Source organism: Enterococcus sp. AZ035 (assembly GCF_050548325.1).
In the GTDB taxonomy this organism is placed as follows: Bacteria; Bacillota; Bacilli; order Lactobacillales; family Enterococcaceae; genus Enterococcus; species Enterococcus faecalis.
Genome location: NZ_CP172958.1, coordinates 2410981 through 2432817, shown reverse-complemented (window position 1 = coordinate 2432817; position 21837 = coordinate 2410981). Strand labels below are relative to the sequence as shown.

Sequence of the window (21837 nt, the reverse complement as noted above, 5' to 3'; positions counted from 1 at the left end):
TTGTGATGGGTTATAAAAATAATCGAGTTGGTTACCAAAAAGAATTGTTAACATCAAGAGCTGTGATAAAAAAAGACAATTACGCCATTATTCCCCATGATGGTTTGGTGCAAAATGCAGTACCTGGTTTTGAAAATGTCGATATTTCCATTTTAGGATCGCCTAAATTAGGTGCGACATTTGTGGATTACATTGCTACGTTTCGTAAAAATGGTCAACAAACAACCGGTTTTGGTGGCGACGGGATCCAAACGTTGGTTTATGTCATTGACGGTCGTTTGCGCGTTTCAGATGGTCAAGAAACCCATGAGCTTGAAGCCGGGGGCTATGCCTACTTTACGCCTGAAATGAAAATGTATTTAGCGAATGCACAGGAAGCAGACACAGAAGTTTTCTTATATAAAAAACGCTATCAGCCGTTGGCGGGCCATCAACCTTATAAAGTGGTTGGGTCAATTCATGACCAACAACCAGAAGAATATGAAGGAATGACAGACGTTTTACTTTGGAGTTTATTGCCGAAAGAGTTTGACTTTGATATGAATATGCATATCTTATCTTTTGAACCAGGTGCTAGTCATGCCTATATTGAAACGCATGTCCAAGAGCATGGTGCGTATTTAATTAGTGGCCAAGGGATGTACAATTTGGACAATGAATGGTATCCAGTGGAAAAAGGGGACTATATTTTCATGAGTGCCTATGTGCCACAAGCAGCCTATGCGGTTGGCCGTGAAGAACCGCTAATGTATGTTTATTCCAAAGATGCCAATCGTGAACCAGAATTATAAAGAAAAGCCGAATGTAAAGTAATGACCTCGGAACAATAGGATTTGAACACGCAGTGGTGAACGGTAGAGTCCTTTTTCTTGGTAGACGTTACTTTTATTCGGCTATTTTCCTGTTAATTATTTTTCTGAAAGTTCCAGCGCTACCCGTAAGAGTAAACTCGTCTCAGGCTCTTGAATAGAGGTACCTAATAATTTTTCACATTGATTCATGCGATATTTAATGGTGTTTCTGTGAAGGTAAAGAGCGTTGGCCGTTTTAGTAATTTCGCAATTGAAATCTAAAAAAACTTTCAAGGTTTTTCGTAATTCTTGTAACGTCGGTTCCGTCGGATAGGCCAACTCTTTCAATTGTTGCTGGCAAAAGTATTCAACATCTTCAGTGCCAATCTTTTCAAAAAGTCCAGCTAGGCCTTTGGGATGGAACAATTGCACAGTTGCTGGTTTTTGAGCGTGTAAAGAAGCCTCTAATGTCGAAGAAGCTTCAATATAAGAATTAGGCAAATCTTCTAGGTTTTCATAAGCATTGCCTAAAGCAAAGCGAATGGTAATAGGCAAAGCCTGTTGCAAACGTTCAGCGAGGTTTTGCAAAATCATCAAATGGTCATTTTTTTTAGATTGAAAAATCAAGATACTTTTATTTTGATTTTTTAATTTAAACAAGGCGACATCTGGCAGGATTTCCGGCAATTGTTCTTTGAGCCATTGGAAAATTAGTTGCCCTTCCGCTTGCTGATAACGAATATGGGTTTCATTTTCTGGTTTAGTCACGCCGTAGACAATCGCTAATTGATAATAATCACTGTTGATTAAACGATAATTTTTCCAAAGTTCCAACCAATTTTGATGTTTACTCAGCGCTTCTTGATGTGTATCAAGCAAGCGGTCCAAAAAGTCTGTTTTGAGATGCTCAAAAGATTCAGCAATTTTCTGGTTTTTAAATAACATAAAAGTCAAAACTAAAATGGCCTGATCAATGGCAAATTCAGAAATAGGATAAGGAATCTGTTCAGGAGATAAGACCAATAGATAATAGGGAAAATAATCGTTCACACGAATTGGAAAGCCCGCTACTTGAATGTTTTCTTGTCGCTCATCCTGTAAACGAAAGATTTTCTTTTCTTGTGCCAATTGTTGAAAGTGGTCTTTTGATAATTGTTCGATGAAAAACTCCGCCGATTTTTGATTGCCATAAAAATAATTCGAGTGGGCAATCACCTGTTGCCTAGGACTTAATAAAATAATTGGCGCATTTAAAATTTTCGCAAATTCAGCGATGAAACGCGTAGCATCAACATCTTGCATTAATAATGTTGAAAAACGCTTTTGGATGTCAAATGCCACAGACATCTGTTCGGTTTTGCTATCACGAAGATAGCCAACAATTTCATGCAACAACCCGCCTAGTGGCTGTGTGCTAGGAATTTTAATCAGGGGCAAATCAACGGCACTGGCATAGGCAACAATTTCTGGTGAAATTTCGTCAAGGAACCGCCCAACTTTGATTCCTAAAGCCGTACACTCTGCTTGTTTTAGCGAGTCAATAAAAGGTTTCAATTTTTCTTGATCATCTTTATAAATCATTGCCGTTGTTAAAATCATGACATTTTTAGGGATAAAATCAGCCACATCAGGTGTTTCCGTGATTTCTACACTTTCCAAGGGCTGTGTTAAGTTTGAGTGAGACGATAATAATTGTAAGTCAGAAAATCTTGGTAAAGCCAAGACCTCAGCTAATATTTTCATCACAACAACCTCCTTTTTTTATAGTATAGCGAAGAATAAAAAGGAGTACAAAAGATAGTTATTGAATATGTCTAAAAAACAAAGTCAAAATAGTGCAAATTGAACAATGAATTTCTGGGTTTTTCCAAAGATAATAAAAGAGAAGAATTAAAAATGAAGTGAGGGATTACTATGTATCAACAACCAAATTTTGTACGGCGAACAATCATGACGCCGGGACCAGTCGAAGCCCATCCATCGGTACTTCGTCAAATGGGTCAACCAATTTTAGGGCAATTTGATCCAGAATTTCTACAGATTATGGACGAAGTTCGGGAAATGATTAAAGTACCTTTTGCCACAAAGAATCAACAAGCCTTTGCCATTGATGGCACGTCACGTTCAGGCTTAGAAGCGGGGTTATTTGCATTGATTGAGCCAGGTGACAAAGTGCTTGTGCCTGCGTATGGCCGGTTTGCTTATTTATTAGGTGAAATTTGCGAACGCGCCCGGGCCGAAGTCATTTATTTAGAAAAGGACTGGCTCGCACCGTTTGAGCAAACAACGGTGATTGAAGCGATTAAAGAACATCAACCAAAAATTGTTGCGATGGTCCACGGCGAAACGGCGAATGCACAAATGCAACCGCTGGATCAAATTGGCGCCTTTTGTCGGGAAAATGAAATTTTCTTCGTAGTAGATATGGTGGCGACTTACGGCGGTGTCGAAACAAAGGTCGATGATTGGAAGATTGATATTGCGGTAGCAGGCACTCAAAAATGTGTCAGTGTACCTTCAGGCCTTTCTTTGATTACTTACAACCAACGTGTGGCCGACTATCTGGCGGGCCGTTACCAAAAAGAGTTAGGGCTTGGCGCGGATGCGCGGAATGAACGGTTCATTCAAAGTAACTACTTGGATTTATCGCAATTAGAAAAATATTGGGGACCAGAGCGCTTAAATCACCATACAGAAGCGACTACAATGATTTATGGGCTACATGAAGGGCTGCGCTTGTTACTTCAAGAAGGCATGGAAAATGTCTACGCACGCCATCGGAAAAACGATCGTATTTTAGTTGAAAGTCTGCAAAAAATGGGCTTAGAAATTTTCGGGAAGTTAGACACAAAAACACCAACAGTCATTCCTGTGGTCATTCCAGAAGGAATTGATGGTGAAAAGGTGCGAAGCTTATTACTGGATCATTTTAAAGTTGAAATTGCCTCATCCTTCGGTGATTTAAAAGGAAAAATTTGGCGGGTCGGTAATATGGGTTACAGCAGTCGCGAAGACAATGTGTTGCATTTTTTAAGTGCCTTTGAGACTGTATTGAAACACCAAGGCTATCAATTTGAAGGCGGTAGCGGTAGTACTCATGCATTGGCTGAGTATTTAAACTAAAAAAGAAGGTAGGACAAAGGTCACTACGTAAAAAAGCGTAGTGCTTTTGTTCCTTGTGAAACGTTAACCAAAAAAATGATTGGTGGAGGAAAAGAAAATGACAGACAAGACAAAAAGTTCGTTGGCTTATTGGAAAAAAATCGTTATTTTACTATGTATGGGCTGGGTAACAATCTGGATTTATCGTTCCGCGCTTTCTCCTGTTTATCCACAAATTCGCGCGTCTCTAAATGGTAACGCTTCCGATACGGCCCTAGGGTCCATTTCTAGCTTTTATTTTCTCGGTTACGTAGTCATGCAGATTCCTGCAGGCTTCTTGGTAGACAAAATTGGGAAAAAACGTGTATTAATTCCAGGATTTATCTTGTTTGCGCTGGCAGCATTACTGATTGCCCAAGCCCAAACGATTGGAACAATTTACTTAGGTAGCTTATTGGCAGGCTTAGGATGTGGTTCTTTCTATGGCTCGGCTTACTCGTTGACGTCGCAAAACATTCCTCAAGCCAAAAAAAGTTTTGCAACAGCTATTGTCAACAGTGGTTCAGCAGTTGGTTCAGGTTTAGGGATGATTTTATCTAGTTATTTAGTTGCCCAAAAAGGATTACCTTGGCAAGTGATGATGTACATTTCCGCCTTTATGATTATTTGTATGTTAGTGGCTTTTCAAGTGATTATTCGCAATCATAAAGAAGACATGGCCTTGATTCAGCCAACCGTTGTTGATGAAAAAGATAACGAAGCGGTAAAAGAAAAAGTGCCCTTTAAAAAACTGTTTGCGCCACATATGCTATTTGCGTACATTTTATATTTTGGCACTTGTTATGCATATTATATGATTGTGACTTGGTTACCTAATTTTTTAAGTACCGAACGTGGTTTCCAAGGAGCGGCAATAGGGTTGTCCTCTTCGCTGGTCGCATTTGCCTCTATTCCAGGAGCATTATTTTTTAGTCGGTTGGCGGATAAGTACATGCATAAAAAAGTTCAATTCATCGTTGTTTTAGAATTTTTAGCAACAGCCATGCTCTTGTTAACTGTACAAGTAAGTAATGCGACGTTGTTATTAATTGCTTTAATTATGTATGGGTTCTTAGGAAAATTAGCTGTAGAACCGATTATTATTTCTTGGCTAGGTGAAAATGCACCAAAAATTGGAATTGGCACTACTTTGGGCGTGTTTAACTTTTTCGGCATGATGTCATCTGTGATCGCCCCAGCTTTAACTGGGAAAATTTCAGACACAACGGGTTCGAAAGTCATGGGCTTTTATATCGCCGTCGTGATTTTACTAATTGGCACGATTCTTTTTATGCTTGTTAATTTAAAAAAACGCGGGGCAGATTCGTCTAATAAATAAAAAAACAACGCAAACTTATCTTTCGCTGAATAAGTTTGCGTTGTTTTACTTTTTGACAATCATATTAATCGCTTGTGCTAATCGCTCTTCTTGTTCTTTAGGGTCTTTTTCAGGATTTTCAAAGCAATGCTTTAAATTTTCCGCAACAATCATCCCCATTACGCGATCAATACTAGAACGGACCGCACTCAACTGAGTGATAATATCGATACACTCTTTTTCTTCATCAATCATTTTTTGAATTCCGCGAATTTGACCTTCTGTGCGGCGTAAACGATTCAGCACTTTCTTTTTTTCTTCAGTCATTTTGCCCCTCCTTAAGAGTAGTGATTGGTTTAAAATATACCTACACGAGGTATTTTTGTCAACTATCTTTTCTTTGAATCTAAAAATGGCAGAAATCTCTTCAGTTGACAAGTCTAACTTTTTCATGTTAAATATACCCCGTAAGGTATATAAGAGAAGGAGAACAAAATGTTATTTCAATTGTTTAAAAAAACGCCAAGTATTTCAACAAAAGAACTTCAGTCACGTTTATCTAAAGAGATAACGTTATTAGATGTCCGGACACCTAGCGAATACCGCGCAGGGCATATTCCACAAGCGATTAATGTCCCACTTAACAAAATTCCCGCCTACAACAAATCCGCTAACGAAGTCTATGTGATTTGCCAGTCCGGCATGCGCAGCAAAAATGCGGCCAAAATTTTAGCGAGAAAAAACTATCACGTGATTAACGTTCGTGGCGGGATGTCCCAATGGTCTGGTCAAATTAAAGGAGGAAAATAAATGAAAATTGTAATTATCGGAGGCGTGGCTGGTGGTATGTCAGCAGCGACACGTTTACGTCGCTTAATGGAAGATGCTGAAATTGTTGTCATGGAAAAAGGCCCTTTTGTTTCATTTGCAAACTGTGGTTTGCCTTACTACGTTTCTGGCGAAATCGCAGAAAGAGAGCAACTGCTTGTTCAAACACCCGAAGCGTTAAAGGCACGGTTTAATTTAGATGTTCGTCCTCACCATGAAGTGGTGGCTATTGATCCAATAGAAAAAGTGATCACAGTGAAACATGAAACAGAAATTTTAACAGAACACTATGACAAATTAATTTTATCACCAGGGGCGAAACCTTTTGTGCCACCAATTACAGGATTGGCAGAAGCCAAAAATGTTTTTTCATTAAGAAATGTTCCTGATTTAGATCAAATTATGACAGCCTTGACACCAGAAACAAAACGAGCCGTCGTGATTGGCGCAGGCTTCATTGGCTTGGAAATGGCAGAAAACTTACAAAAACGCGGATTAGAAGTCACTCTCGTGGAAAAGGCACCCCATGTTTTACCGCCATTAGACGAAGAAATGGCCGCTTTTGTCAAAGCTGAATTAAGCAAAAACAATGTTCAAGTAATTACGGGACAATCTGCGGTTGCTTTTGAAGAAGAAGGGCAAGTGATTCGCTTAGAAGACGGTCAAACATTAGCTTCTGATTTAACCATTTTGTCGGTGGGGGTCCAACCAGAAAATACCTTAGCAGTTGAAGCAGGTGTAGCAACTGGTTTACGTGGCGGTATTGTTGTTGATGAACACTATCAAACGAATCAACCCGATATTTATGCGGTTGGGGATGCTATTGTAGTGAAACAACAAATCACTCAAGAAGATGCGCTGATTTCTTTAGCTTCTCCCGCCAATCGCCAAGGACGTCAAGTAGCGGATGTGATTGCTGGGTTAGAGAGAAAAAATCAAGGAAGCATTGGGACCGCCATTGTGCGAGTCTTTGATTTAACCGCTGCTTCAACTGGTTTAAGCGAACGGGCTGCTAAAGCTGCTGGACTAACAATAGCTGTTGTGCATATCAGTGGAAAAGACCATGCGGGGTATTATCCTGGCGCAACAGATCTTCAGTTAAAATTAGTTTTCCATCCTACGACAGGGGAAATTTATGGCGCACAAGGAATTGGGGCAAAGGGCGTAGATAAGCGGATTGATATTCTTGCGACCGCTATTAAAGGACAGTTAACTATTTTTGATTTGCCTGAATTAGAGTTTACCTATGCGCCGCCGTTTGGTTCAGCGAAAGATCCTGTGAACATGTTAGGCTATGCAGCGATGAACCTTGTAGAAGGATTGAGTGAAAACGTTCAATGGTATGAGTTATCCAACGAATTAGCTAATGGAGCTGTTTTATTAGATGTCCGTAATCCCGCCGAACGAGCCAATGGTCAATTTAAAAATGCTGTGTCTATTCCTTTAAATGAGTTAAGAGAACGTTTGGAGGAATTAGACAAGTCAACGGAGTACATTGTTAGTTGTCACAGTGGTTTGCGTAGTTATATTGCAGAACGGATGCTAAAACAAGCAGGCATCTCAGCCAAAAATTTAGATGGTGCTTTTGCGCTATATCGAATGGTAAAACCGGAGGAACTAGAAAATGTATAACACGATTGGCATGCCTGAATTTTATCAGGAAGCAAAACGAAAAAAATTACCGATTATTGATGTACGAGAAGAAATGGAATACCAACTGGGGCATGTCCCTCAGGCCATCAACTTACCTTTAAGTACTTTAACCGAAAATTATCAGCAATTAGATAAAAACCAACCCTATTATCTGATTTGTCAAATGGGGTCGCGCTCCGCACAAGCGTGTGCGTTTCTCAGTCAACAAGGGTATCAAGTAACCAATGTTCTAGGTGGTACATCTGGCTGGTTGGGTCAATTAGAACAATAAAATAACAAAAAACGTTTATTCTTTTACACAGGATAAACGTTTTTTTGTTAGATAAAGATGTGTCAAAACTGTAAGAGGAATGATAGGAAGATGAAGGGACCAGTTTTTTTATTCATTATATACTAAATAAAATGACAAACTCGTCAACAGAAATCAAGGAGGAACAAATAAATGAAAAAGTCAGGCCAGAAGAAGCGAAATAAAAAAGTGTGGTTCGGTATTGGTGCCGCAGTGGTCGTCGTCGGATTTATCGGAGCAAAAACAGTTTTTTCTTCAAAAGAAGTTGAACCTGAATACACAACGTATACCATTACAGAAATGGCCTCATTAAAATTAGATGGTCAAGTGAGTTTTCTAGATACTCGGGATATTTTCTTTGATCCTTCTTTAGGAAAAATTGCCGAAATAAATGTTGAAAATGGTAAAGAAGTCAAGAAAGATAGTCCATTGTTAACGTACAATAACTCAGACATCCAAGCCACAGAAACAGAACAAGCGAATGCCGTTAATCGGAACAATCTTCAAGTTCAACAAGCACAAGAGAACGTTAACTTAGCCACTCAAAAATACAATGAAGCGTTAAACAAAGTTGCTGCAGCCAAGCAAAAATTAAACACCGCAAAAGAGGCTGAAGAGAAAGAAACACTAAATGCGGAAATTCAGCAATTGAATGAAGCCGTTAGTGCTGCGAATAGTGAAGTCGCCCAAGCTAACCAAGCCCTTCAATTAGCCAACAGTGATGCCGTCGGAGCCGCAAACACGCTTGAACAAACACGTGGCAAAGTCAACACAGTCGTTACAGCACCAATTGATGGCCAAGTCACTGTCGATGCTAGTGCCATGAGTAGTACCGACAAACCAGTCATTAAAATTGCAACACAAAAGAAAAATATTCAAGGAAAAGTAACCGAATATGATTACGATAAATTACAGACAGGGGAAGAAGTAACAGTGACGACCGTTGGTTCAGGCAAATCAGCGCCAGGCAAAATTGTTTCCATTGCGCAAACCCCAATAGCTAAAAATGAAGGCAATCCAGTAGTGAGTTATCAATTTACAGTAGAAGGTGATTTTCCTTGGGCAGAAGGCTTGTCTACTAGCATCGCTGTGCCGCAAAAACAAATGATTATACCGACAGCAGCAATCCAAAAAGAAGGCCAAAAAGAATTTGTCTATGTTTACAAAGCGGGCAAAGCGAAAAAAACACCGATTGAAACAGAAACAAATTTAGGTCGTAAAGTTGTCAAAAGTGGCTTGAATTGGAAAGACCAAGTGATTGCCAATCCCAATAAAGAATTAAAAGATAATCAAGATGTTCAGGTAGCTGCCAATGATTAAGCTAGCCCATATTCATAAATATTATTATTCCGAAGAAGAAACACTGCATGTGTTAGATGATATTAACCTCCAAGTAGACGCTGGAGAATTTTTAGCGATTATGGGTCCTTCTGGTTCTGGGAAATCGACTTTGATTAATTTGCTAGGCTTTATTGATAAAAAGTTTGAAGGAACGTATTTATTTGAAGACCGTGAAATTGGCGACTTTTCTGATAAGGAACTATCTCGAATTAGAAATGAAGCAGTCGGCTTTGTCTTTCAGAATTTTAGTTTAATTGAAACACTAACAGTTGAAGAAAACATTGAATTACCTCTTTTATATAGTGGGTTAACCCCAAAAGAAGCCAAAGATCGTGTCCACGAAGTTCTGACAAAAGTCGGCTTGCCAGATAAAGGCAAGAAGCATCCAAAACAACTTTCGGGCGGACAACAACAACGTGTTGCCATTGCACGTGCGATTATCAATCGGCCAAGTTTTATTATTGCAGATGAACCAACTGGGGCTTTAGATAGTAAAACATCGGAAGAAATTTTAACGCTCTTTCAGCAATTAAACAATGAAGGTGTCACCATTATTTTAGTGACACATGATGAAGAAACAATTGAATACTGCAATCGTTTGATTAAAGTTCGTGATGGAAAGATTTTAGAGGAGGTGCTGACATGAAACGTTCAATTATTTGGAAAACCGCCTTCCGTTCCATTTTGAAAAATAAGCGACGCAGCTTGTTAACGATGCTAGGGATTGTCATCGGGATCGCTTCGGTGATTACCATCGTGGCTATCGGTAACGGCTTTAAAGAAGACATGGTCGATAAATTATCTGCTGAAAAACAAAAAGAAAACGTGAAAAAGATTTCTTTTTCAGCTTACAACAGCTCGGATATGTTTAGTGACCAAGCGATGTTTACCGACAATGATTTAGGGGTCGTGCGCATGGTTCCTGGCGTAGAAAAAATTGATTTTGATCAAAGAGAAGTTGATGGCGCCCAAAAAGGCACACTGAATTTTCAAGCAGGACCGAAAAATCTTTCTGTAACCTATGAACTTGCCGACAAAACCACCAAAGAATTGTTGGCGGGACGCCAACTGAATGATGGAGACAATGCAAAACTGGATAAAACAGTGGTGGTGGATGAACTGGTTGCCAAAGAACTCTACCAAGACCCAACTGCAGCAGTTAATCGAACTTTTCCGTATAAAGAGCAACTTTTTACCATTGTTGGCGTGACAACCAATACCAGCGGTGCCATTGGTCCAGGTAATGATGACTCATTGCTTTATTTTCCCAAAAAGACCTATGAACATTATTTCGGCAAGCTAAAAGATACATCTACGTTGAAGCTAACAGTAGCACCTGGCTATCAACCAGATCAAGTATTGAAAGAAACAATAAAAACTCTCTCTCAACAAGGAACCATGAAAAACAGCGGGACGTATCAAGAATATAATGTTAAAGATACCATCAAAGAAATGGGCTCTTTATTAAATAATTTAACCTTGTTTATTTCCGCAATTGCGGCTATTTCACTGGTAATTGCTGGGGTCGGCGTTATGAATATGATGTACATTTCGGTCTCAGAACGGATTAAGGAAATTGGTATCCGACGTGCATTGGGCGGGACAGCCAGTGATATTAAAAAGCAATTCTTAACAGAAGGGATTGCCTTGACCTTAATCGGCGGAATTACTGGTTATCTTTTAGGAATGATTATTGCCTACTTAGCCTCAATGGCACTACCGTTTTCTGTTCGACCAGATTTAATGACCGTTTCATTAGCCATTGGGATTTCTGTCTTTATCGGGGTTGTATTTAGCTATTTCCCTGCCTCGGCAGCTTCGAAAAAAGACTTGATCGATATTATGAAATAAATATAAACAGCAAAAAAACAGCCACTTTTGGCTGTTTTTTTTAGTGAAAGTAGAAAAAAATCCAAAGATTTCAAGAGAAAATAGCTAACAAACGTCAAAAGGTTGGTAGCTAATACCAACCTTTTGACGTTTGTTAGCTAAATAAAAAAAGAAAAAATTAAAAAAATAGCATGTTGAGGATTAAATAACAAATATTTTTTAAATAAGACTATTGGAAATCCTTTATAAATCGGGGATTACAGGAATGACTGTTAATGACTGATTTGATTGTAAATTTCTAAATTTTAATTCGAAAAAATTCCAGTATACTAAATATATCAAAACAAAACACGAAAATTGAGAAAATTTTGAACTAAAAAAGAATTAAGGAGGAATCAAGAATGAAAATAATGGTCATCACAAAAAATATCTTAGCAGAAACTGCTTTTCAAAACCGCTTACAGCATTTAGATCACCAAGTTTTTTGTACGACGTGTTTGATTGGTGAAATTAAGGAAAGTCATTTGTTTTATCGGAAATTTGATGCCATCATTCTCAGCGAAACGATTCCTCGCAAAGAACAATATTTATATCTAAAGGAATTAGCCAGAGTTAAAACGCCGTTGTTTCTTCGCTCCGAAGACATTCCTACCTCGGAAGAATTGAACATTAGCTATCAATATGGCATTCTCAATTGGCTACGATTGGATGCGACTTTGGATACATTAAGAGAAAATATCCTTTTGGCAGAATTAAATAAACCCATCCAACGAGAAGATGAAAAGTTAGATGTAGAGGGGATAAAGCTAACAGCTACAGAACGTGCACTACTCGCTATCTTGTATAGTACGCCGAAAGAACACTTACCAATGGAGCGCCTTTGTAAATTAATATATGACACAGAAGAAACAGCCAATAATCGAAAAAAAATGACCAAACAGCTGACAAAATTAAATAAAAAAATTCAAGTAGGGGGCTTTAAAAAACAAGGTATCCAAAATACACGGTATAAAGGCTACAAACTGCATCCGCAGTTGCTTCCTTACATTGGCGAATTATTTACTTAAATTAGAGAAGCACTTGACGAATGAAAATCACCATCACAGGATGACCCCTAAAAACCATGCTATACTAATAAGGAATAGTATAGGAGGTGGGTCTGTATGAAAGACGGACTATATTGGGTACAACAATTAAAAGAACAGAAAGTAAGTCACACAGAACTCTTAAAGGATATTGAGAAAAAAGTCCAAAAGTTAAATCCAAAGATCAATGGCTTTGTAACCTTTGACAGCCAAGAAGCAGAAGCAACTTATCAAAAAAATAAACAGCAGGACACACTATTTGCTGGTTTGCCATTTCCATTGAAAATGTTAGGCCAAGAAAAAGCGGGGTGGTCAGCAACGGCCGGCTCGCAACTTTTTAAAAATAGTACTGCAACAACGACCTCTAACTTTGTCAAACAAGCAGAAACGATTGGTTTGATGCCCTTAGGACAAACCAACGCCCCAGAGTTTGGCTTTAAAAATATTACGGATCCTGCGCTTTACGGGCCAGCCCACAATCCTTGGAACCTGGAACATTCGCCAGGCGGTTCCAGTGGCGGCGCTGCCGCAGTTGTCGCTAGCGGGATTGTTCCTATCGCCGGCGCTAGCGATGGCGGTGGCTCCATCCGAATTCCCGCCTCTTTTAGTGGCTTAATTGGCTTAAAACCTAGCCGTGGCTCCATGCCTGTCGGCCCAGAAGGCTGGCGAGGCTGGCAAGGTGCCTCGATTGACTTTGCGTTGACTATTTCTATGAGAGACACCAAAGCGTTATTTTATGGCCTACGTGGTAGCCACAGTGGCGCCCCCTACCAAGCGCCCTTGGCAGAATGGCAAACACACACTAAAAAACAACGGCTAAAAATTGCTCTGTGTACCGCTTCGCCTATCGGCTCACGGATTTCACCAGAAGCAACACAAGCGGCGAAACAAGCGGCTGATTTTCTGGCAGCCGCTGGCCATGAAATCATTGAGATTCCTTATCCAGTCGATGGTGCAGCGCTGATTCGCTCCTATTATCAAATGAACGGCGCAGAAACTACAGCGATGATGAACAGCATTCAACAGGGGCTCGGGCGCCCAATTCGTAAAGAAGAAATCGAACCTTTTTCATGGACCATGCATCAATTTGGACAAAAGATTCCAGCAGCCACCTATGTTCATTCATTACAGTTGTGGGATCAAGCAGCAGTAACGATGGAAGAACTTTTTCAAAAATTTGATCTGTTTTTATCACCAACAACGGCTTTTTCAGCACCAAAAATTAACGAAGATTTGCAAAGTGAGCACATTCGTCAACGAATGGCGCAAGCAGCAGAATTAACAGAAGCAGAATTAGCTGAATTAATCTATGATTATTTTGATAAAAGTTTACAGCTAACACCGTATACTCAACTAGCGAACTTGACAGGACAACCAGCCATCAGCTTGCCCACACATGTTACAGCAACGGGGTTACCCTTAGGTATTCAATTGTTGGCTGCTCGTGGACGTGAAGATCTCTTGTTCCAAGTAGGTGAACAGTTTGAGCAAGAAGGCAAATTTAAATTACCAGAAAGTTACCGCTAAATAGGGTGTTATTGTGACCAAATTTCAGATAAAATAGACACAAGACAAAAAACTGAGGTGGAAAAATGCTGTACGTAGTGAGACATGGTGAAACAGATTATAATGTGGCCCGTAGAATTTGTGGTCATGCGGAAGCGCAATTGACCGAAAAAGGCTATCAACAAGCAGAATTGGTAGCTGAAAAAATTGCCAAACAAGGAATTCAAATCGACCGTTTACTGGCGTCGCCTTTAAAAAGGGCGCAAGAAACAGCACGTAAAATTGCGGAACGAAATCAATTGACGATTGAAACAGAACCTCGTTTAATTGAGATGAATTTTGGCATTTATGATGGTGAACCGATTGAAACAACGGCTTTCCAAGAAAATCGTTCTGAGATTTCCTTGCCGTTTCCAGAAGGGGAATCAGTCCTAGATGTCGCGGGTCGAATTTATCCCTTGATTGAGGAAGCCTTGGCTTCAGAGGAAACTTACCTATTTGTTTGCCACAATGCGGTCATGCGAGTCATTGATAACTACTTCAATGGTAAAAAAATCCAAGATTTCTTGGACTTTCATTGTGAAAATACACAACTTGTACAATACGGAGAATAAAAATCAAGTCTTTAATCTTTTGGTTAAAGACTTGATTTTTTTATGGTAAATAAGAAACCGCTTCCGTTTTAATGTATAATAAATTAACTTTTGGATCAAAAAAGAAATGGGGAAAAGACTATGAGAATTGATAATATTCATCAAGCGTTAAAACAGTTTCACGTACAAAATCCAAGTAGCAAAGAAACCTTGTTACCCGCAACGGCTTCGCAATTAAGTCAGACCTCTGGCTATACCCGAACCGCTGTTAGTGAAGAGCTTTCAGAATTAGTGAGAAAAGACCAAGTCGTTAAAGTTAAATCTAGACCGGTGTTATTTTTTGATAAAGACTACTTAGAGGAACAGTTTCCTTTTTTTAAAAGTAGCACGTGCTACGATTCCCTCGCTTCGCTGCAAGAGGACATTTATCAACAGACAGAACAGATACATAAGAAAAAGCAGCTACTGAAAATGAATCCATTTGCGAACGTAATTGGTTTTGATGGGAGCTTAGCAGACGCCATCAAGAAGTTGAAAGCCGCTATTTTATATCCGCCTAATGGCTTGAATATTTTACTTACTGGAGAATCTGGGGTGGGGAAAACCTTAATTGCAGAACAATTACACCAATTTTATCAAGTTAAAATGAACCAAGAAGTTCCGTTTATTTATTTTAATTGTGCAGAATATTTCAACAATCCAGAATTATTAACTTCGCATCTGTTTGGCTATAAAAAAGGCAGTTTCACTGGTGCCATCAATGACCAAAAAGGCTTAGTGGAGTTGGCAGATGGCGGTTTTTTATTTTTAGATGAAGTCCATCGATTAACGAGCGAAGGCCAAGAAAAATTGTTTACAGTTTTGGATAAAGGGTATTTTACACGGATGGGTGAAGCCGAAAAACAAAGAAATGTATCGATAAAATTTATTTTTGCAACAACCGAAGCCGTCAATCAACATTTTTTGAAAACGTTTTTAAGAAGGATCCCTGTGACATTAGCCATTCCAGCTTTAGCCGAGCGCTCTTTGAAAGAAAAAATTCAATTGATTTTGTCCTTTTTTTTAGAAGAAAGTCAACGGATTCAAAAGAATATCCACATTCGTTATGAGGCGTTGAAACAATTAACGTTTACTCATTTTGAAGCCAACGTTGGTGAATTGAAAGCGGCGATTCAATTTATGAGCGCACAAGCCTATTTAGAAGTGTTTGATCAATTAACGGAAACTATTTGCATTGAAGCAAACGAGGGAACAGTCAAAGAGCAACCTGATGTAGAAAGTCTGCTGGCTTTTAATGAGTGGATACCTAACGATGGCCTCACGATTCAATACAACCATTTTTATTTAAGCAGTCAAGAGTTACTCAAATCGGAAAGTCTGAAAAATGATCGTTTTTATAATTTTCTATTGAAAGAATATGCGGATTTGAAAAAATTAACTCTTTCGACAGAGGATGCGCTAGCAATCATGCAAAACAAAGTCGAGCAACTTTATGATATGGATATTTTTGCTCAAGAACCGCTAGCCATAGAGGCCATTGACGAAACATTGCAGCCAAAAATTCAAGAAGCCATTGTCTTTTTTGAACAATTAATCCAAGAAAAATTGACAGAGGATTTCCAGAATATTTTAATTGTCCACCTTTATTCTGCTGTTTTTTATTCTGCACAAATGAATGAAACATTTTATTCAGATACCAAAAATATCTATTCTGGCAAAGTAACCCAGTATCAAGCTGCTAAGACCATGGTGGACTTTCTACAAACATTGTTTGGGATTTCTTTTGCTGATACGGAAATTCTCTTTTTCGATCTATTTATTCGTAAAGTCACAGCTAAAAAAAGAGCGCACTCATTCGAAGAAAACTGTGGTGTTATCGTCGTTGCTCATGGTACCGCGACGGCCAGCAGTATGGTTGAGTACACCAACCTTCTGTTTTCAACAACGGTCATGCGTGCAGTTGATATGCCGATTAATCAATCAGTGGAAGAAACATTAGAAAAAGTCCGTACAATTGTAAAGCAAAATCAGTATAAAAAAATTATTTTAATGGTGGACATCGGTTCCCTGGTTTACTTTGGTAATGCTATCAGTCAAACGTTTCAAATGGAAGTGCTGCTAATTAGCAATATCAATCTCTTAACATTGCTAGAAGTGGCCCGAGAAGTCATTTATGAATCGACGGCGTTTGAGTATCTATTACCAGTCTTAAAAGAAAAAAATCATCGCGCCTTGATTTGCAGTAAAGGTCGCTTCAACGAGGCAAAAGTTCTCATTATTTCCTGTCTAACTGGCATGGGGACTGCTATTAAAATTGAACAGTTGTTACTAAAAACTTTTCCTAATGAATTACTAACGAATGTACGCATCATTACTTTAGAGAAAAGAGAAGTGGAAGACATTGATCGCTTGCATTCTTTTGTTCGGAAAGAAGAGAAAATCGTTGGCATCATTGGCACCGTAAAGACAGAAGTGCCAGATATTCCGTTTATTTCTTTACAAGATTTACTATCGAAGCGGGGCATTCAGCTAGTTTTCGAATTATTAGGCCATCATTTAGAAGAAAAACAAAACCAAGAGTTACTAAAAAAAGTTTCAGCTAAATATATTCAAGGATTATCAATCGAAGCTATTACAGACTTACTAACGGTTTTGAATCCTACAACCATTTCGATCGAATTAGCTAAGATTTATTCAGATATTTGCTTACAAACTAAAATAAAAAGTGACGAAAAGATTTTACTTCGTTTTATCATTCATTGTGCCTGTATGTTAGAACGGCAATTGTTGAATCCAGAATATGACCCGACAGCTTATGAAGTGTCATATCGAGAGTTGCCAGAAGCAGTATCTGTCATAAAAATGGCGTTTCGACCGCTTGAAGTGTCCTATAATCTGTTGATTCCACCTTTGGAAGTGCGCTATATTTATGAATTGCTCTTTGAAAAGGCTTAATTCAAACGGAAATGAAAGTTGGCACACTTATTGCTTTTAATAAAATGATTAATTAGCAAAGGAGTTTGTTTATGGAAAATGAACCAATTTTACTTTTAACACACAATGGTTGGGGCTTGGAATTAGTCAAAAGCGTCCAGATGATTGTAGGAGAAGTCACAAATGTACATGAAGTAGCATTACAAGCAGAGGATTCACTGGGGGATTATTTAGAACGAGTCACAGAAAAAATTGACCAATTAACGTGGCACAACCAGTTGCTAATTTTAACAGATGTTAAAGGCGGCACACCTAGTAACGTTGCATTACGTTTATCAAAAGATTATGACCTCCTGATTGTGTCAGGATTATGCACATCGTTATTATTAGAATCCGTCATGAAACAAAGTGGTCCTGGATTTCGTTTACAAGATGCAGAGATGATTCAACAAGCAGCAGTAGACAGTTGTCAAATTTTAGAAATTCCAAAATAAGAAAGTACAGGTGAACAGAATGTCAAAAATCGTATTAACAAGAGTCGATAGCCGTTTAATCCATGGACAAGTAGTGACTAAATGGTTACAACAATCAGGTGCAAATGAAATTTTGGTAGTGAGTGATGAACTAGAGCAAGATGAATTTTTACAAAGTATTTATTTAATGGCGGCGCCTCCAGGGGTTTCTGTAGTAATTAAAGGGATTGAAAGTGCCAAAGAATATTGGGAATCGCAAGAAAAGGAAGAGAAAAAGGTGTTATTTTTAGTGCCAGATTTAACGACCTTAAAAGCGATGGTGGACCAAGAAATTATTAAAGAGGAGATTCAAGTTGGTGGCTTAGGTGGCGGACCAAATCGGAAAAATGTTTTAAAAAATATCAATTTATCTGAAGAAGATGTTGCAATTTTGACTGAACTTTTAACGAAGGGCATCCATGTTTTCTTCCAAGCGATTCCCGAAGAAAATCCCCTACCAATTCAAAAATTAATTGAAAAATATCAATCACTATAATCAGAGAAAAAGGAGAGAATCATATGGGCGTTTTAGGTGTTTCAATTATTATGGGACTTTATTATTGGTTTGCACGTTTGCGTTTTGGGTACACATTTTCAGGCATGCTGTCTCAGCCATTAGGCGCAGCGTTGGTGGCTGGTTTAGCAACAGGAAAACTTAGTGAAGCAATGGTTGTGGGGGCGGGGATTCAACTTGTTTATCTAGGAGTCACCTCCACACCGGGCGGCAATGTGCCTAGTGATCCGGCTTTAGCTTCAGCAATTGCGATTCCAATTGCTTTAGGTGTGGGAATGAATGCCGAGGCGGCTGTTGCACTAGCTGTTCCTTTTGGTGTGTTAGGCGTCTTTATGGATCAATTACGGCGGACCATCAATGCGACTTGGGTGCATATGGCTGATAAATATGCAGAAGAGTTAAATTATGGGGGGATTTACCGAGCTGCGTTTGTTTATCCAGCTTTAGCGGGATTTTTAATTCGCTTTCCGTTGGTTTTTGCGGCGAACTTTTTTGGTCAATCTGTGGTGAATAAAGTCTTAGAAGTTATCCCAGCATGGTTGATGCACGGCTTTGAAGTAATGGGTGGTATTTTACCAGCGTTAGGATTCGCCTTAACAATTATGGTAATTGGCAAGAAAAATTTGATTCCTTATTTTTTAATTGGTTTTGTTGCAGTAGTATATTTTGGCGCAGAAGTTATGGCCGTCGCTATTTTAGGAATCTGTATTGCCTTTTTAGTTAGAAATAAGGCATTGAGTGAGGAGGCAGCATAATGGAACAAATGACACAAGCAAATGAACAACAATTGGAACAGAAAAAAATTACTAAAAAAGAATTATCCAAAGCCTTTTGGATTTATCAACTAGGCTGTGAGTTATCCAATTCTTATGAACGTCTCCAAAGTTTAGTTTTTTGTGCATCGATGATTCCTGCAATTAAAAAACTTTACGCAGACGATGAAGAACAACAAAGAGAAGCTCTGAAACGTCATTTGAATTTTTTTAATACTGAAGGAACAGTAGGGGCTTCAATTCAAGGGATTGCAATTGCTATGGAGGAAGAAAAATCCAATGGTGCAGCGATCTCTGATACGGCGATCACATCGATTAAAACTGGGTTGATGGGTCCGCTGGCTGGGATTGGCGATTCGATTATTTGGGCAGCAGTAATGCCGTTAATCATTTCCATTTTTATTCCAATGGCTAAAGGAGGTAACGTGATTGGAAGTATCGGTCCGTTGGTTCTGTACACAGCCATTACGTTATACATCAGTTGGACATTAGTGAATAAGTCCTATACATTAGGGCGTAATTCAATCTTAAGTTTGTTAAAAGACGGCAAAATTAAGCAAGTCATTTATTCAGCAAATGTTTTAGGAATGATGATGATGGGCGCTTTAAGTGCGAGTTATGTTAAAATTGCTAGCCCGATGACGTTTAAAGTTACTGGCGGTGCCACGATTGTTTTACAAGATATTCTAGATCAAATTATGAAAGGGTTACTTCCTTTAGCAGCAGTCATGGCTATTTATTTCTTCATGGTAAAAAAAGGCCCACGTTACGGTATCATTATCGGCACGATTGTCTTAGTTAGTTTGGTCACTTCATTCTTTGGTTTGTTATAAAGGAGAAAATAATGAATAGTTACGAAAAATTCCACTTAAAAGAAGTCATTAATGCTTCTGGCAAAATGACCATTCTAGGTGTCTCCAAAGTTTCGGAGGCAGTCCTCGCGGCTCAACGATTCGGCGGCGAACATTTCTTTGAAATGAGTGAACTTAGTGTGCAAACAGGGGCCTTTTTAGCCAACTTGTTGAAGGTAGAAGATGCCCAAATCGTTTCCTCGGCTTCGGCGGGGATTGCCCAAGCGGTGGCTGCCTTGATTGGAAAAGGCAGCTTGTACCACGCGTATCATCCCTATACAGAAAAAATTGAACAGCGAGAGATTATTTTACCTAAAGGGCACAACGTGGACTACGGCACGCCTGTAGAAGTCATGGTAGCGCAAGGCGGCGGCCAAGTAGTGGAAGCTGGCTACGCCAACATGTGCAGTCCAGAACACGTGGAAATGATGATTTCCGAAAAAACAGCGGCCATTCTATACATCAAAAGCCATCATACCGTGCAAAAAAGTATGCTGACGGTGGCCGAAGCGGCCAAAGTGGCGCAACGCCACAAGGTGCCGCTAATTGTTGACGCGGCAGCAGAAGAAGATCTTTTCAAATACACCGAAGCAGGCGCTGATTTGGTGATTTACAGCGGCGCCAAAGCCATTGAAGGGCCAAGTGCCGGTTTAGTGGTCGGGAAAAAAGAATACATTGACTGGGTGCGCCTACAAGGAAAAGGCATTGGTCGAGCAATGAAAATTGGCAAAGACAATATCCTAGGTTTTACCCAAGCAGTGGAAGAATACTTGGCGCATGGCAGTGAATCAGGGTCTTCGATGCAAGAGCGCTTAAAACCGTTTGTTGAAGCCATCAACAACTTGTCAGATTTAACCGCCAAAATCGTCCAAGATGGCGCCGGACGAGACATTTATCGCGCCAGTGTCAAAGTGGACGGCAGAAAAACCGCCAAGGAAGTCATCCAAGCATTAAAAGCAGAAAGTCCGGCCATTTATACGCGAGAATATCAAGCAAACAATGGCATCATTGAATTTGACATTCGTTCTGTCAATCAAGAAGAAATGAACAAAATCGTGCAACGATTACAAGAAATTATGGACACAAAGGAGAAATAAGCCATGTCATTAAAACCTAATTATTTAGAAGAACGCATTTGTTTAAACGTCTTAGCCAATTCAGTAGAAAATGCCCAAGCCTGTTATGAAGCAGCAGAAGGGCATGTTGTGTTAGGCGTCCTTTCAAAAAACTATGAAACCGATGAAGCAGCCATTGACGATATGAAAAAATACCAAGCAGCAACCAACAACGCTTTATCTGTCGGCTTAGGGGCTGGCGATCCTAATCAAAGTCAAATGGTGGCTCGCTTATCAGAAGTTCTACAACCGCAACACGTGAACCAAGTCTTCACAGGTGTCGGCGCTTCGCGGGCCTTACTTCGTCAAGACGAAACAGTGATTAATGGCTTGGTTTCACCCACAGGCAAAGTTGGCTATGTCAACATTGCGACAGGTCCGTTAAGCTCTGGTGCGCCAGCGGCGGAAGTACCTATCGAAACCGCCATCAAATTGTTGAAAGACATGGGAGGCAGTTCCATTAAATATTTCCCGATGAAAGGCTTGGCTCACAAAGAAGAATACCAAGCAGTAGCAGCAGCTTGTGCCAAGTATGACTTTTATTTAGAGCCAACAGGGGGCATTGATTTAGAAAACTTTGAAGAAATTGTTCAAATTGCGGTGGATGCCGGCGTTAAAAAAATCATTCCTCATGTCTACAGCTCAATTATCGATCAAGAAACAGGGGACACTAGAACAGAAGACGTGAAAACGTTACTAACCATGATGAAAAACACATTGAATAAGTAAAGGGCCAATCTTTATTTGACTTTCTTCGCCAGAT

21 protein-coding genes are annotated in these 21837 nt (G+C 39.4%); 19 read left to right on the top strand and 2 right to left on the bottom strand.

The window, feature by feature from the left end; translation table 11 throughout:
• Window positions 1-5 precede the first annotated feature (5 nt).
• Window positions 6-791 (top strand): (S)-ureidoglycine aminohydrolase, encoded by a 786-nt coding sequence (gene allE / locus IGL32_RS11695; RefSeq protein WP_002398881.1) that lies wholly within the window; start codon window positions 6-8, stop codon window positions 789-791.
• A gap of 117 nt (window positions 792-908) precedes the next feature.
• Here the strand turns inward: allE and IGL32_RS11690 are convergent, their stop codons facing one another.
• The gene (locus IGL32_RS11690; RefSeq protein ID WP_202569312.1) at window positions 909-2534 is read right to left on the bottom strand and encodes a PucR family transcriptional regulator ligand-binding domain-containing protein; all 1626 of its coding nucleotides are present in this window, start codon (window positions 2532-2534) and stop codon (window positions 909-911) included.
• Window positions 2535-2705: 171 nt separating this feature from the next.
• Here IGL32_RS11690 and IGL32_RS11685 point away from each other — a divergent pair, with 171 nt between their 5' ends.
• Together IGL32_RS11685 and IGL32_RS11680 are read left to right on the top strand one after the other, a co-directional pair.
• Window positions 2706-3914 (top strand): pyridoxal-phosphate-dependent aminotransferase family protein, encoded by a 1209-nt coding sequence (locus tag IGL32_RS11685; RefSeq protein ID WP_002355061.1) that lies wholly within the window; start codon window positions 2706-2708, stop codon window positions 3912-3914.
• Window positions 3915-4011: 97 nt separating this feature from the next.
• A complete protein-coding gene (locus IGL32_RS11680) occupies window positions 4012-5271 on the top strand; it encodes an MFS transporter (RefSeq protein ID WP_002370048.1) in 1260 nt (419 codons plus the stop codon).
• A gap of 45 nt (window positions 5272-5316) precedes the next feature.
• Here the strand turns inward: IGL32_RS11680 and IGL32_RS11675 are convergent, their stop codons facing one another.
• A complete protein-coding gene (locus IGL32_RS11675) occupies window positions 5317-5577 on the bottom strand; it encodes a metal-sensitive transcriptional regulator (protein ID WP_010820276.1) in 261 nt (86 codons plus the stop codon).
• A 168-nt stretch (window positions 5578-5745) separates the two neighbouring features.
• Here IGL32_RS11675 and IGL32_RS11670 point away from each other — a divergent pair, with 168 nt between their 5' ends.
• The 16 genes from IGL32_RS11670 to dagF all read left to right on the top strand — a co-directional run bounded on the left by IGL32_RS11670 (window position 5746) and on the right by dagF (window position 21803).
• Window positions 5746-6060 carry a rhodanese-like domain-containing protein gene (locus tag IGL32_RS11670; protein ID WP_002365287.1) on the top strand — a complete coding sequence of 105 codons (315 nt, stop codon included), beginning with the start codon at window positions 5746-5748 and terminating at the stop codon, window positions 6058-6060.
• Complete coding sequence (locus IGL32_RS11665; RefSeq protein WP_002381137.1) at window positions 6061-7710, top strand: FAD-dependent oxidoreductase; 1650 nt, start codon at window positions 6061-6063, stop codon at window positions 7708-7710.
• Window positions 7703-8002, top strand: coding sequence for a rhodanese-like domain-containing protein (locus tag IGL32_RS11660; RefSeq protein WP_002355066.1), 300 nt, complete (start codon window positions 7703-7705; stop codon window positions 8000-8002). Before IGL32_RS11665 ends, IGL32_RS11660 begins: the two co-directional genes overlap by 8 nt.
• 171 nt (window positions 8003-8173) lie before the next feature.
• A complete protein-coding gene (locus IGL32_RS11655) occupies window positions 8174-9340 on the top strand; it encodes an efflux RND transporter periplasmic adaptor subunit (RefSeq protein ID WP_002359132.1) in 1167 nt (388 codons plus the stop codon).
• A complete protein-coding gene (locus IGL32_RS11650) occupies window positions 9333-10007 on the top strand; it encodes an ABC transporter ATP-binding protein (protein WP_002381138.1) in 675 nt (224 codons plus the stop codon). Before IGL32_RS11655 ends, IGL32_RS11650 begins: the two co-directional genes overlap by 8 nt.
• Window positions 10004-11212 (top strand): ABC transporter permease, encoded by a 1209-nt coding sequence (locus IGL32_RS11645; protein ID WP_156210204.1) that lies wholly within the window; start codon window positions 10004-10006, stop codon window positions 11210-11212. The genes IGL32_RS11650 and IGL32_RS11645 overlap by 4 nt, the downstream gene beginning before the upstream one ends.
• A 380-nt stretch (window positions 11213-11592) precedes the next feature.
• Entirely contained in the window at window positions 11593-12258 is a 666-nt protein-coding gene (locus IGL32_RS11640; RefSeq protein WP_002381139.1) for a helix-turn-helix domain-containing protein, read from the top strand.
• A 96-nt stretch (window positions 12259-12354) separates the two neighbouring features.
• Window positions 12355-13803, top strand: coding sequence for an amidase (locus IGL32_RS11635; RefSeq protein WP_156210205.1), 1449 nt, complete (start codon window positions 12355-12357; stop codon window positions 13801-13803).
• Window positions 13804-13868: 65 nt separating this feature from the next.
• Window positions 13869-14396 (top strand): histidine phosphatase family protein, encoded by a 528-nt coding sequence (locus IGL32_RS11630; protein ID WP_002359138.1) that lies wholly within the window; start codon window positions 13869-13871, stop codon window positions 14394-14396.
• A 120-nt stretch (window positions 14397-14516) separates the two neighbouring features.
• On the top strand, window positions 14517-17330 hold the full coding sequence (locus tag IGL32_RS11625; RefSeq protein ID WP_108120224.1) for a sigma 54-interacting transcriptional regulator: 2814 nt from the start codon (window positions 14517-14519) through the stop codon (window positions 17328-17330).
• Window positions 17331-17401: 71 nt separating this feature from the next.
• A complete protein-coding gene (locus IGL32_RS11620) occupies window positions 17402-17803 on the top strand; it encodes a PTS sugar transporter subunit IIA (RefSeq protein ID WP_002365282.1) in 402 nt (133 codons plus the stop codon).
• 19 nt (window positions 17804-17822) lie between these two features.
• Complete coding sequence (locus IGL32_RS11615) at window positions 17823-18317, top strand: PTS system mannose/fructose/N-acetylgalactosamine-transporter subunit IIB (RefSeq protein ID WP_002355078.1); 495 nt, start codon at window positions 17823-17825, stop codon at window positions 18315-18317.
• A gap of 23 nt (window positions 18318-18340) precedes the next feature.
• Window positions 18341-19090, top strand: coding sequence for a PTS mannose/fructose/sorbose/N-acetylgalactosamine transporter subunit IIC (locus IGL32_RS11610; protein ID WP_002355079.1), 750 nt, complete (start codon window positions 18341-18343; stop codon window positions 19088-19090).
• Window positions 19090-19941 (top strand): PTS system mannose/fructose/sorbose family transporter subunit IID, encoded by an 852-nt coding sequence (locus IGL32_RS11605; protein WP_430600044.1) that lies wholly within the window; start codon window positions 19090-19092, stop codon window positions 19939-19941. The genes IGL32_RS11610 and IGL32_RS11605 overlap by 1 nt, the downstream gene beginning before the upstream one ends.
• 11 nt (window positions 19942-19952) lie before the next feature.
• Window positions 19953-21056, top strand: a complete 1104-nt coding sequence (locus IGL32_RS11600; protein WP_113793655.1) for a DgaE family pyridoxal phosphate-dependent ammonia lyase — start codon at window positions 19953-19955, stop codon at window positions 21054-21056.
• 3 nt (window positions 21057-21059) lie between these two features.
• A complete protein-coding gene (gene dagF / locus IGL32_RS11595) occupies window positions 21060-21803 on the top strand; it encodes a 2-dehydro-3-deoxy-phosphogluconate aldolase (RefSeq protein ID WP_002361094.1) in 744 nt (247 codons plus the stop codon).
• The last annotated feature ends 34 nt before the right edge of the window (window positions 21804-21837 follow it).